This window comes from Hyphobacterium sp. (assembly GCF_965217055.1).
GTDB lineage: Bacteria > Pseudomonadota > Alphaproteobacteria > Caulobacterales > Maricaulaceae > Hyphobacterium.
Genome location: NZ_OZ244227.1, coordinates 2,289,979 through 2,302,486, shown reverse-complemented (window position 1 = coordinate 2,302,486; position 12,508 = coordinate 2,289,979). Strand labels below are relative to the sequence as shown.

Sequence of the window (12,508 nt, the reverse complement as noted above, 5' to 3'; positions counted from 1 at the left end):
TCCCTAGTCTCGCTGGTCGAGGCGTTGCTCGATCCGGTTCAAAGTGTCGCGCGCCTGCTGGATCTGGACTTCCAGCCGCGCCAGCCGCTCGCTGGCGGTCTCGATCAGCTCGGCCTCGGCTTCCAGCCGGTTGAGCCGCTCGCCGGCAGCTCCGGCCCAGATCAGCGCCCCGCCGGTCTGCATCACCAGCGCGAACACCACGCCAAGTGTCACCGAGCGCTCCAGCCGCCAACCGTTCATGACGTCTCCGGCAGACCGAGCAGATGGCGCTTCTCGTCATCTGTCAGGAAAGCCGCCGCGCTGACCCGCGCCCAGTCGGCCGCGCGCTCGCCGGCCAATGCCGGTAGCGATGACGTGTCTGCTACAATCTCGAATTCGGATGCGAACCAGGGCGCCAGCCAACCGGTCAGGGCGCGCGCTGTCTTGCGCACAAGTGGCAGCACGGTCTGGCGCCAGAAGGCGAGGTTCGCCTCCTTGTAGTTCGCATGCGTATTATCTCCCGGAAGCCCCAGTAACAAGGGCGGAACGCCAAAGGCCTGGGCAATCTCGCGCGCCGCTTCGCGCCTTGCATGGATGAAGTCCATGTCCGCCGGCGACAGCGCCATCGGCTTCCAGTCGAGCCCGCCTTCCAGCAGCATGGGCCGCCCGGCATTGGCGGGGCCCGTATAGGCATCGCCCAGTTCGGCCTTCAGCCGGTGGAACTGGTCCTCGGTGAGGTTGGCCCCTTCGCTGGCATTGAAGACCAGGGCGCCGGATGGGCGGGCCGCATTGTCCAGCAATCCCTTCGCCCAGGCCGCCCCCGAATTGTGCACGTCGACTGCCGCTGCCGCGGCTTCCAGCGGGCTCAGCCCGTAATGATCGTCGCTGGGGTGAAACAGCCGCATGTGAAAGATGGGCGAGCGTCCGCTGGCGCGGTCGCGTGCGAACGTCACCTTGCGGCCATCCGCCGAATACTCCCAGCCATCCGGCCAGCCGCGCTTGCCCGGCAGGACCCGCATCCGGTCGGGCCGCAGCGCGAACAATTCACGCGGCCGCCCGTCCAGCGCTGCCAGCTCGGCATAGGCATTGCCGGCGATCTGCAGGAAGCCATAGTGCGTCTCAAAGAATTCCTGCCCCGACTGGTCAGGATTGGGCTGCGCCAGCAATTCCGACACCGGATGCGCCCCCTCCCCGGCGGCCTGTACGACAAGCGGCGTCGAAGCCGCCGCCTCCGCGATCAGACGGACGCAACGATGCACGATCGGATTGCGCGCAAATCCTTCTCTGGAAAGCGCTGCATAATCGCGCGCGGGCCAGGCCGCGCGGGCGCCGAAGTTCAGCGCGATCAGCGGCTTGGCGGCCGACGTCTTGGTGGTGAGCCCGAAGCGCCGGGCCAGAGTATCGAACATGGCTCTCTCTAAAGCGACCGCAGGCGCGGAGCGCCGCGCGGCGTCATCAGCAATTCCGTGACCGCCCAGACCAGCGCGTCGACGCGGTCGGGGCTTTGCGATCCCGCCTCCGGCGAACCGAAAGCGCACATCTGGTCTTCCAGCGCCGGGAAGCGTCCGGCATGGCGCACGCGTCCAGCGGCATAGAGCGCGGCCGCCGGCTCGGCCCGTGCCCGCTTGCCACGGCTGGCGCGCACAAGCTTCACTGGCAGGCCGGGCCGTGCCGCGCGCAGGACAGCGGCGACCATGTCGCCGCCCTGATTGCTTTCGGCGACAACGCAATCGGCCTCGAACCCGTCAAAAGCGGCCCCGACCGCTTCGGCCCAGGCCGATGGCTTTGCCGGGCCGAAGGAGCGATCGGCCAGTATGGTGGCTGTTCGGTCGCTGCCTTCGCCCGACGCGCCGGCCACCACAATCCCGCATTCATCCGAGCGGTCATGTCCGGTCGCGGGAGGGTCGACCGCAACGATGATCCGCTGCGGGTCGACAGGTCCCGGGCAGCAGGCGTTTTCAATGTCCTTGCGTGTCCACAGCGCACCGGCAGGGTCCTCGATCAGCAGGCCTTCGAGTTCCTGCCGCGCCAGCAATGAACCGCCATAGGCGGCCTGCATCGCCGGCAGGAATGCATCGGCCAGGTTGGCCTTGTTTTCGGTCGTCGCGGCGTGCGTGATCGCCACACCGTGACGCTTCACCAGTGACTTCACCGCGGGAATCGGACGCGGCGTTGTGGTCAGTGCCAGTTGCGGTGCATCGCCCAGCCGCAGCCCCATGAGCAGCGTGTCGAGCGTCGTCTGCGGATGGCTCCAGACCGAAAATTCGTCGCCCCAGGCAGTTGAAAACTGGGGCCCGCGAAGACTGTCCGGATCTTCGGCAGAGAACACATAGCCTTCTGCCCCGTTCGGCCAGACCAGCCGCCGGCGGGAGCTTTCATAGATTGGTCGGTCTTCATCTCGCCCGACATGTTTGAGACCCGAAGGCCCGTTGATCATGACCTCGCGTGCATCGTTCAGCGTCGGTGCAACCAGGGCAATGCGCCGCTTGCCGGCGGCGACCTGCCCCCTTACCCATTCCGCGCCGGCGCGAGTCTTGCCGGCACCGCGGCCGCCCAGGAAAAGCCAGATCGACCAGTCGCCGGCAGGCGGCAGTTGCGCAGCGTGCGCCCAGAACCGCCAGTCCTCAATCAACACCCGTGCTTGCGTCTCCTCCGTCTCCCGGAGGAACCGGCGGTAGTCCGTGTGCTCGGCGCAGGCGTGCAAAGCGGCGTTCGAGTTCGGCCTTGGCGCTTTCAATGGCTTCAGCCTCCGCCGGCGGGCCAGCTTCCGGATCGGCGGCACGCGCCAATTCCTTTTCAAGTTTCACGAGCATGGTGAGGGCCCGCATCTGCTTGATCGCGTCATCAATGCGCCCGTCCAGCAGGACATGCTCGGCGCGCACCAGTTCGCGGCGCACCGCTTCGTCATGATTTCGGGCGCGCTTTTCAGCACTGTCCGCGCGGCACAGCCGGATCCGGTTGCGCACCCATCGCTCCGTGTGTCCGGTTTTCTCGGCAAGCTCGCGTGCCGTGGTTCCGGCTTCATAAAGGCGGGTGATCATTTCCCAGTCAGGGCGATCGCGCCGCCGCCGGGTCACTTTTCCGACCATGCCGGTTTATAGCCCGGCCACCGCACCTCCGGATCGTTTCGACGGCTTTTCCGCCAGCTGATTGATATGGATTTGGAAAATTCCGCCGGGACCGGGGATAGCGCGCTACTTGTCCCCGTTTTCACCCGGCCAATCGCGCACGAAGTCTTCGAAATCCTCGTCGGCGACCTGCATTTCGCTGGTCACCTGGCCGCGCACAGACATGCCGGCCAGGAAGGTCGATTGCGGATCGCCGGTCACCAGCGGGTGCCAGTCGGGCAAATCCCGTCCCTCGTGTACCAGCCGATAGGCGCATGTCCTGGGCATCCAGGCCAGCTGGCCAACATTTTGCGCCGTCAGGATCACGCAGTCCGGCACGCGAACCGCCCGGTTGGTATAGTCCCGACAGCGGCCGCTGGCGCCATCATAGAGCTTGCAGGAAAGAGAGGTGAGCGCCCGCTCGCCGTCTTCGTCTTCCAGCTGGACGAGGCAGCACTTGCCACAGCCATCGCATAGCGACTCCCATTCGGCCCGCGACATCTCTTTCAGTGATTTCACTTTCCAGAATGGGTGTTTAGACATTATCGCCTGATACTCGCCACTTTCATCTGGCCAAAACCGGCCCGGACGCCGACATGACGCCATTCAGAGCCGACCTTCTAGCCGAAAACCGGCGCCGCCGGGAACGTCTCGCCTGGACCGTCACCCTTGTCTTTTCGATTCTGGTCATCGGCGGAGGTGCGGCGACCGGCGCGTTCTGGCGCTGGGCGTTCTATGACATGCCGAGCTTGCCCGAAAATCTCGAAACCCTTTGGGATGTTCGGCGAGAGAATGCCATCACCCTGCTTGACCGCGAAGGGGATGTCATCGACGTGCGTGGACCGCTCTACGGCGCGCCGGCACGCATCGAGGACCTGCCGGACCATGTTTCGCAGGCTTTCATCGCCATCGAGGACCGCCGCTTTCGGGAACATTCGGGTGTCGATTTCTGGGGCGCTCTTCGCGCCGTCTTTGCAAATCTGCGCGCGGGCGCAACGGTCCAGGGCGGCTCGACCATCACCATGCAGCTGGTGAAAAACCTGGTGCTGACACCCGAGCGCTCCTTGCGCCGCAAGATCCAGGAAATGCGGCTCGCCATGCAGCTCGAGCGGGAACTCACCAAGGACGAGATTCTCCAGCTCTACCTCAACCGCATCTATTTCGGCGCAGGCGCTTATGGCATCGAGGCCGCAGCGCGGCGCTATTTCGATACAACGGCAGCCGAACTGACACTGGCCGAGGCTGCCATGCTCGCGGCCCTGCCCAAGGCGCCGAGCCGGCTCGACCCGACCAGCAATCTTGCTGCGGCCCAGAATCGCGCGTCGATCGTGCTCGATGCCATGCTGCTGTCCGGATTCATCACCCTTGCGGAACGCACGGCGGCGCAGGCCGATCCGGCCAGCCCGATCCAGCGCCAGCCCGAAGAATTGCGCGATCCGGTGGTGTTCGGCCACGTCTTCGATCTCGCCGTGCTGGAAGCGCAGAGCCGGATTGGAGAACTGCCCTCGGACGTGATTATCCAGGTCGCGATCGACTCTGACCTGCAGGAAATCGCACACGAAACACTGACCGCGCGCATGCAGGCGGAAAGCGAGTCCGAGAATGCCGGCGAAGCGGCGCTGGTGGCACTGTCGCCCGACGGACGCGTGCGCGCCATGATCGGCGGCCGCGATTACCTCGCCAGCCAGTTCAACCGGGCGGCGCAGGCACGGCGGCAGCCCGGGTCCGCCTTCAAGCCGATCGTGTTTCTCGCAGCGCTGGAACGCGGCGCTTCGCCCTTCAGCGTCTATTATGACGAGCCAATCGATCTCGAAGGCTGGCAACCGCGCAATTTCGGCGGAAACTACCGCGGCCGGGTCTCTATGCGCGAGGCGCTGCGCCGTTCAATCAACACGGTCGCAGCCCAGATCGGCGACGAGGTCGGGCCTGAGGCACTGGTCGACATGGCGGAACGGCTTGGAATCCAGACCGAACTGCCACCCCTGCCGGCGCTGGCGCTCGGCGCTGTCGAGGTCACGCTGCTGGAAATGGCGACCGCCTATGCCACGATCGCCAACAGCGGCATGCGGCAGGACGCCGTGTTTCTGCTGCGTGTGTCGAACTCACGCGACGAAACATTGTGGGAGGCCCCGCCGCCGACGGCGGAACGCACTGTGGACGAGGCTGACGCGCTGACCCTGTCGACCATGATGCAGGACATCGTGCTCAACGGCACCGGTACCAATGCCCGCCTGTCCGACCGGCCGTCCGCCGGCAAGACCGGGACCAGCCAGTCCTTCCGCGATGCCTGGTTCATCGGTTTCACGGCCGACTACATCGCCGGCGTCTGGGTCGGAAATGACGACGACACGCCGACCCGCAATGTCACCGGCGGCGGCCTGCCCGCGCGCATCTGGCGGGATTTCATGACCGCAGCCCATGCCGATCTTCCCGCGCGCCTGCTGGCCGCGCCGGCCCCGCGCGAGCGATCACCCTATGAAGAGCGCCTCGCCGCTTTCTATTCGGATCTCACCAATGCCTTCGAGACCGAAGCCGAGCGTATTCCCTAGCGCGACGACAAGGTTGCGCGCAGCGCCTTCAGCTCTTCACGGATCTGGCGCAACTCGTCATGCATCTCGTCACGGTCGGCCGCCGCTTCGGCATCGCTCTTGGCCGCGCGTTCTTCTTCCTCGTCGAAATGCTTCGACTGCAGGGAATCGACGATCACAGCGATGAACATGTTCAGCACGGCGAAGCTGGTCAGCACGATGAAGACGAGGAAAAACAGCCAGGCGAACGGATGCTCTTCCATGGTCGGGCGGGCAACTTCCATCGCCCAGCCTTCCAGCGTCATCACCTGGAACAGGGTGAACGCCGACGCCCCCAGTGTCTCGAACATCGGCTCGGTCGCGCCGAACAGCTTGGTCGCCATCACCGCGGAGACGTAGAACATCAGCGCCAGCACGGCGAGAATCGCGCCCATTCCGGGAATCGCTTTCATCAAAGCTTCCACGACCTTGCGCATGTCCGGCATCACCGAGAACAGGCGGAACACACGGAGAATCCGCATCGCCCGCAGCACGGTGAACGCGCCGGCATCCGGGAATAGCGAAATCGATACGATGATCAGATCGAACCAGTTCCAGCCGCTCTTGAAGAAGCGCGGCCCGTAGGCTACCAGTTTCACGCTGAGCTCGATTACGAAGATCGACACGATGATCGTATCGACCACCGGTATGGCCGCCGCCAGCCAGGGGGTTTCGACCGGATAGGTTTCCAGCCCCAGCGTCACCGCGTTGAGCAGGATCAAGCCGGTGATGAAACTGACGAAGCTCGACGATTCGACAATGCCGACGAGTCGATCGCGCCAGCCCAGGCTTGCCTCATTGGTCATGGAATACCGCCCCCTCCGGTTGCCGACTGATTATCTCCGCCTGCGCCGCAAAGCAACGCCGCAACGAACCCGCGCATTTACCAATTACCGCCACCGTTTCTTTACGGATTCACGGATAAATGGTCGCGACAAGATCGCGGCGGGTTCCATGGCAGTCGAAACCAACCTTTACAAACTGGTCGATCTCGCGAGAGAAAAATCCAGCGACCGACGGCGGCAATTGCTGCGCGAGGTGACGGATCATTTCTTCAGCGAAACGCCGTCAGCGGCCACCGAAACGCACTCGGCGTATGACGCCGTGCTCTCCCGCCTCGCCGCGGACACCGCCCAGGATGCCCGCGAAGAATTGGCGGCACGCTTTGCCGATGCACCCGAAGCGCCGCACGGCCTCGTCATGCAACTGGCGCGAGACGTGATCGAGGTCGCCGCGCCCATCCTGCAGAAATCCACCGCGTTGACCGAGACCGATTTGCTGGCGCTGGCCGAGGAAAGCGACAGCTCTCACCTGAAGGCCATCTCCAGTCGCGCGACGGTCCCGGAAGCCGTGTCCGACACGCTGGTCCGGCGCGGCAGCGACGATGTGGTCCTCTCGCTCGTGAAGAACGAGGGTGCGGAGATCTCGCGGCAGGCCTTTGAAAGCATTACCGAACGCGCCGAGGTCAATCCCGACCTCCATGCCCCGCTGGTCGATCGCCGCGAAATGCCGACCGACTTGCTCAACGACTTGATGGCCGTGGTCGAATCGCGGCTTCGCGATCGCATTCTGCAAAAGTTCGACGGCGTAGATCCCGACGAGCTCCAGGCCGCGATCGATGCCTCGCACGCACGCCTCGAATCGCGGCTGTCGGGCGACAAGGATGTCGACGATGCCCGCCGTTACATCAACGGCATGAAGCTGCGGCGCCGGCTCGATGGCGCGCTGGTCGTCAAATTGCTGCGCGAGGGGCACATGTTGCGATGCGCCGCCGGTCTTGCAGCCTTGACCGATGTTGACCTGACCACCGCGAAGCAGGCGCTCGAAAGCCCCAGCGTGGACCCTCTCTGCCTGGTCTGCCGTGCCGGCGGACTGGAACGCTCGCTCTTCATCACGCTTGCGGTCCTGCGCAATGCCGGCAAGGGCGATGCGCTCCGCGACTCGCGCGAATACGGCCGCATATTCGATGAGCTGTCCGAGCGCGAAGCCCAGCGCGCCATGCGCTTCATGATGCTGCGCAAGAAAGCCGAAGCAGCCTAGTTGCCGCCGTCGTTTTCGGTGGCCGCGATCTGCTCCTGCTGCGCTTTCAACTCCGGCGGCAGGAAAATTTCTGATCCGTCGTCCATGTAGATCGTCTGTGACGGGAAGGCGAATGCCGTCCCGGCATCCTCGACGATCTTCTTCAGCTCGAATGCCAGCGCTTCCTTGATTCGCAGCCATTCGGTCCAATTCGTCGTCACGGTGAACGCATACAGCTTGAAATCAATGGAAGACGGGCCGAACGCGTCCACCCGCATGAAGGTCGTCACCTCGGGCGGCTTGGCGAACTCCGGGTGGTTCAGGACATATTCCAGCGTCTTGTCGCGGATATAGGCAAGCTGCTCGGTCGTCGTCTTGTATTCGACACCGATCACCCAGCTGATGCGGCGATGCGTCATGCGGGAGAAATTGGTCACCGCATTGTCCGACAGTTTCGAGTTCGGCACATAGACCGGTCCCTTGTCGAAGCGGCGCACGACAGTGGACCGGAAATTGATCTTTTCGACGGTCCCCTCAACCACCCCATCGACAAACACCCAGTCACCGGGCAGGAAACGCCGCTCGGTCAGGATCAGCACGCCGGCGATCAGATTCTTGAACAGGTCCTGGGCGCCGAGACCAACCGCCACGCCGAATAGACCCAGGCCGGCCACGATCGGTCCGACCGGGATCGCCCAGATTTCCAGCACGGCTGCAGCACCAATAATTACAAACAGGATGCGCATCGCCTTGGTCATCCAGTCGATCATGACCGGGGTCAGCGAGCTCGTGATGACATCCAGGCCATTAGCGACCGGCGTGACGGCATTATGCAGGGCCCAGAACAGGGAGATCGCGATCAGCGACTGGGTTATCCGCGCGCCAACCGTTTCATCCCCGCCATAGCCGAGGATCAGCGACGCCACGAAGACACCGATCACAACAGGCACCAGCTGCAACGGTTCGGCCAAGGCATCCACCACGGCATCGTCTAGCTTGGTCTTCGACCGGCGCACCAGGCGGCGGAGGATCGCGATCAGCCAGGTCGCGACCAGCCCGCGCAGGAACAAGCCCGCAAGGATGGCGAGCACGGCCAGCAAGCCCTGCCCGAGGGATGCGCCGAGAAAGCTGGTATTCCAGACATCGACGACGTGCGTCCAGAATTCGGTCGCCACTTCGGTTCCCTGATCCACTAGCGTGGTATCGTTCGCGCTCATCGGTTTCTTTCCTTCGCTCTAAGGAAAGCGATATCCGGCCATTTCTCCTCGGAATAGCCCACCTCCCAGCTCGATTTCGCAAGGAAGACCGGATCGCCGTCAATGTCTTCGGCAATGGCGCTTTTGTGCCGGTCGCCGAATTTCTCGATTTCCGCAGCCGGCCCGGAGAGCCAACGTGCCGTTTCGTATGGGGCGGCTTCGAACGTCACATCGATTCCGTATTCCGCCGACACCCGCTCGGCCATCACCTCGATCTGCAGCTGGCCGACTGCCCCGACAATAAAATCGCCGCCGATCACCGGACGGAAGAGCTGGGTCACGCCCTCTTCGGCGAGGGATTCCAGCGCCTTCTTGAGATGCTTCGCTTTCAGCGGGTCCGCCAGTCTGGCGCGGCGCAATATTTCCGGCGCGAAGTTCGGAATACCGGCGAACAGCACGTCACCGCTCTCGCTCAGACTGTCGCCGACCCGCAACAGGCCGTGATTGGGAATGCCGATAACATCGCCGGCAAACGCTTCGTCGGCGATCTCGCGATCCTGGGCGAAGAACATGATGGGCGAAGATACGGTCAGCGACCGCCCCTTGTCGGTTTTCAGCTTCATGCCGCGCTTGAACCGCCCGGATGACAGCCGCACGAAAGCGACGCGGTCGCGATGGTTCGGGTCCATATTCGCCTGAACCTTGAAAACGAATCCGGTCACTTCCTTGTCGTCCGGCGCGATCACGCGCTCGGTTTTCTTGACGACGGCTTTCTCGTTCTGCGGGCCCGGCGCGACTTCCGCGAGGGCATCGAGCAATTCTACGATCCCGAATCGCCGCAGCGCCGATCCGAAATAGACCGGCGTCAGATGACCTTCTTCATACGATTGCTGTTTGAAAGGCGGACAAAGCTCGCGCGCCATATCAACGCCTTCGGTCAATTCTTCATGCACATCATCGGTGAGCAACGCACCGACCTGATCAGCCGGAACCGGGTCGCCGGATGACATCTCATTCTCTTCCGGTCGAAACGGAATAAACACGTTCCTTGCCAGATCCATGACCCCGCCAAACCGCTGCCCGGAAGCAGCCGGCCACTGCATTGGCGCCGTATCGAGGGCAAGCTTGTCCTGGATGTCGTCGAGCAGCGCTTCCGGCGCCAGCGCCTCGCGGTCGAGCTTGTTGATGAATGTCAGGATCGGGATATCGCGCAGCCGGCAGACCTCGACCAGTTTCAGCGTCCGCGGTTCCACGCCACGCGCCGCGTCGAGTACCATGATCGCGCTGTCGGCCGCCGTCAGCGTGCGATACGTGTCTTCGGAAAAGTCCTCGTGGCCCGGCGTGTCGAGCAGGTTGAAGGTCAGCCCCTTGTGCTCGTACGTCATCACCGATGCCGATACCGAAATGCCGCGATCCTGCTCGATCTTCATCCAGTCCGACCGGGTCCGGCGATTTTCGCCGCGGGCCCGCACTTGCCCCGCCAGGCGGATGGAACCCGCAGCGTACAGCAGGTTTTCGGTCAGTGTCGTCTTGCCGGCGTCAGGGTGCGAAATGATCGCATAGGTTCGCCGCTTGGCCCATTCGCCGGTCGATTTCGAAGTGCTCATCTTGGTTCTGGATCTTTGCTGGACTGGCGCGGAGGTAACGGGGACAGCGGTTTGATGCAAGCTTGCGGCGCCTATTCGACCGGTTCGGTGAGAAAATGCCGCCCCTGCCGGTCCTCGATCTCCACCACCCAGAGATCCGGATCACTCTCCAGTCGGCGGCGGCAATATTCATCGACATCGGCTTCGTTGACCGGCTCGCCCCCCAATGGCTGAAGCCACACGCGGTTCCCGTCGAAATTCCGAGCCGGTGCGTAGAGGTGCGCGGTCCCGTCTAACCGGGCCACGCGCAAAAGCACGGCCCCGGCGTCGGAATCGCCGCGATTCAGCACGGCCCCCATCGCACCCGCAACCTGTGCGCGCCGAAGTAGCGCCTGCACCCAGATTTCTGCCTTGATTTGACTCATTTTCATTGATGGCAGGCCAATTGCTTAATAATGTGTAAATGGGTGGGGAGCGTATCATGTCAGTTTGTGTTGTGCGTTGGATTCTTTGGGCTATCGCTGGCCTGATGGCCGCAACTGCGTCTGCGCAGATGCCAGACACGGCGTCCACGATCGAGACACCGCTCGCAAATCTGTCCCAGCCTGTCACCGATATGGTTATCGACCCCCAGACCGGCGACGGCACGATCCAGTTTGCGATATCGCCGCAAGCCACACCACTGGAAGGCCGGATTTTCCTGGGACTCGAACCCCTTGGCCCCGACGCGCCGGGCCTCATCGTAGTCGTCAATGACAGCCGCGCGGTTCGCATCGCGCCCAGTATTGAAGCGATAACGGCAGAGATCGAATTGCCGGCGCACGTCCTGTCGAGCGGCACCAATATTGTAACCTTGGCACTGGAAGACGACGAAACAACAGGCTGGCGCCTCGATGCAGCGCATTCACGTCTCCGCATGTCCTACGAGATCAGCCGGCCACTCGGCTCCCTGTCTGACATTGAGGCAGCACTGGCCTCCGACATCCCGCCGCCCGGCGACATCTTCATCGAGGATCGCAATCGCGACGTCATGGTCGAATCCGTTGTCGCTCAAGGCGTTGCGGTCCGCATGGGCCGGGTTCCGGCCTTTGTCGACACAGAACAGGCGGCCGACATCCGTATCCGCTACGATATCAGCCCGGACAACAGCGGTGCCGAAATCCGCTTCAGCGACGCCGAAACGCCGGAAATCATCCTGGCCGGCCGGCATCAACAGGATCTGGAAACCGCAGCCCGGCTGTTTGCCAGCCGGTCACTGCGCCAGGCCGACACGCACTTCACGGTGATGCACGCGCTATCCGCTGCCGCGATTGGCCGCGAGCATACGCGGCTCTCCCCGCGGGGAGATACCTTGCGCGACTTCACCGAGGCAAGGGCACCTTTCGGCGACGGTCGCGGAGCACAAACCGCTGTCGTGATCACCGAGGGTGATGGCGAACAACGCCTGGCCGCGATGTCGATCATGGCGCGCACCGCGATCGCGCATCAGACTGCCTGGATTTATGCCTGGTACGGCGAAAGCAGCAGCGCTGCACCGGACAACCGGCATATCGTCTTCATCGGCACCGGAGCCCTGTCCGACCGGACTTTTCTGTCCAGCGCGCCAGTCGAGTTCAGAACCGCATTGCGTGAAGCTTCCACACAGGCAGGTCATCGCAGCGGTCTCCGCCTTTCATCGGCAGCTTATGCGCACGGGTCGAGCCATCCGTCAGGCGTCGCCACCGTTTTCACGGATCCGGCGAATCCTACGCGCTGGATGGCCGGCTTCACCTCACCACAGGCTTCCAGTTTCAATCGCGCCTCCGAAATCCTGTCGCGGTCCGCTCACTGGGGTGCCCTGACCGGCCGTGCCGCGCTCTGGGACGAGGATGGCGTCACCGGCTATGATTACAGCGCTGAAGGCACGCCCACCATCGCCCAACGGCTCGGCCTGCCCGATTTGAGCATGCGCGAAATCGCCTTCTTCCTTTTCCTGCTGACCATGCTCTTCGTTTTGCGCGGTGTCTGGCGCAGCCGGCGCGTAAACGACAATGCAAGAGGTTGGCGCTAGCATT

At 63.4% G+C, this 12,508-nt stretch carries 12 protein-coding genes; 3 read left to right on the top strand and 9 right to left on the bottom strand.

Annotated elements, in window-relative coordinates:
* Positions 1–3: 3 nt before the first annotated feature.
* The 5 genes from ACOOFN_RS11445 to ACOOFN_RS11425 all read right to left on the bottom strand — a co-directional run bounded on the left by ACOOFN_RS11445 (position 4) and on the right by ACOOFN_RS11425 (position 3,629).
* A complete protein-coding gene (locus ACOOFN_RS11445) occupies positions 4–240 on the bottom strand; it encodes a hypothetical protein (protein WP_420431577.1) in 237 nt (78 codons plus the stop codon).
* Positions 237–1,388: a phage portal protein gene (locus ACOOFN_RS11440; protein WP_420431575.1), complete on the bottom strand. Its 1,152-nt coding sequence runs from the start codon at positions 1,386–1,388 to the stop codon at positions 237–239. Before ACOOFN_RS11440 ends, ACOOFN_RS11445 begins: the two co-directional genes overlap by 4 nt.
* 8 nt (positions 1,389–1,396) lie before the next feature.
* Complete coding sequence (locus ACOOFN_RS11435) at positions 1,397–2,614, bottom strand: DNA-packaging protein (RefSeq protein ID WP_420431573.1); 1,218 nt, start codon at positions 2,612–2,614, stop codon at positions 1,397–1,399.
* Positions 2,604–3,020 (bottom strand): hypothetical protein, encoded by a 417-nt coding sequence (locus ACOOFN_RS11430; RefSeq protein ID WP_420431571.1) that lies wholly within the window; start codon positions 3,018–3,020, stop codon positions 2,604–2,606. Before ACOOFN_RS11430 ends, ACOOFN_RS11435 begins: the two co-directional genes overlap by 11 nt.
* A gap of 153 nt (positions 3,021–3,173) precedes the next feature.
* On the bottom strand, positions 3,174–3,629 hold the full coding sequence (locus tag ACOOFN_RS11425) for a YcgN family cysteine cluster protein (protein WP_420431569.1): 456 nt from the start codon (positions 3,627–3,629) through the stop codon (positions 3,174–3,176).
* A 53-nt stretch (positions 3,630–3,682) separates the two neighbouring features.
* On the opposite strand from ACOOFN_RS11425, the gene ACOOFN_RS11420 reads away from it, so the two are divergent.
* Positions 3,683–5,635, top strand: coding sequence for a transglycosylase domain-containing protein (locus tag ACOOFN_RS11420; RefSeq protein ID WP_420431567.1), 1,953 nt, complete (start codon positions 3,683–3,685; stop codon positions 5,633–5,635).
* Here ACOOFN_RS11420 and ACOOFN_RS11415 read toward each other — a convergent pair.
* Complete coding sequence (locus ACOOFN_RS11415) at positions 5,632–6,459, bottom strand: ion transporter (protein WP_420431565.1); 828 nt, start codon at positions 6,457–6,459, stop codon at positions 5,632–5,634. The two genes, ACOOFN_RS11420 and ACOOFN_RS11415, sit on opposite strands and share 4 nt — an antisense overlap.
* Here ACOOFN_RS11415 and ACOOFN_RS11410 point away from each other — a divergent pair.
* Positions 6,458–7,693: a DUF2336 domain-containing protein gene (locus ACOOFN_RS11410; RefSeq protein ID WP_420431563.1), complete on the top strand. Its 1,236-nt coding sequence runs from the start codon at positions 6,458–6,460 to the stop codon at positions 7,691–7,693. The genes ACOOFN_RS11415 and ACOOFN_RS11410 overlap by 2 nt on opposite strands.
* Here ACOOFN_RS11410 and ACOOFN_RS11405 read toward each other — a convergent pair.
* The 3 genes from ACOOFN_RS11405 to ACOOFN_RS11395 all read right to left on the bottom strand — a co-directional run bounded on the left by ACOOFN_RS11405 (position 7,690) and on the right by ACOOFN_RS11395 (position 10,879).
* Positions 7,690–8,889 carry a mechanosensitive ion channel family protein gene (locus ACOOFN_RS11405; RefSeq protein ID WP_420431561.1) on the bottom strand — a complete coding sequence of 400 codons (1,200 nt, stop codon included), beginning with the start codon at positions 8,887–8,889 and terminating at the stop codon, positions 7,690–7,692. The two genes, ACOOFN_RS11410 and ACOOFN_RS11405, sit on opposite strands and share 4 nt — an antisense overlap.
* Complete coding sequence (locus tag ACOOFN_RS11400; RefSeq protein WP_420431559.1) at positions 8,886–10,475, bottom strand: peptide chain release factor 3; 1,590 nt, start codon at positions 10,473–10,475, stop codon at positions 8,886–8,888. The genes ACOOFN_RS11405 and ACOOFN_RS11400 overlap by 4 nt, the downstream gene beginning before the upstream one ends.
* A 71-nt stretch (positions 10,476–10,546) precedes the next feature.
* Positions 10,547–10,879: a DUF1491 family protein gene (locus ACOOFN_RS11395; protein ID WP_420431557.1), complete on the bottom strand. Its 333-nt coding sequence runs from the start codon at positions 10,877–10,879 to the stop codon at positions 10,547–10,549.
* Positions 10,880–10,983: 104 nt separating this feature from the next.
* Here ACOOFN_RS11395 and ACOOFN_RS11390 point away from each other — a divergent pair, with 104 nt between their 5' ends.
* Positions 10,984–12,504, top strand: coding sequence for a hypothetical protein (locus ACOOFN_RS11390; protein ID WP_420431555.1), 1,521 nt, complete (start codon positions 10,984–10,986; stop codon positions 12,502–12,504).
* Positions 12,505–12,508: the final 4 nt, after the last annotated feature.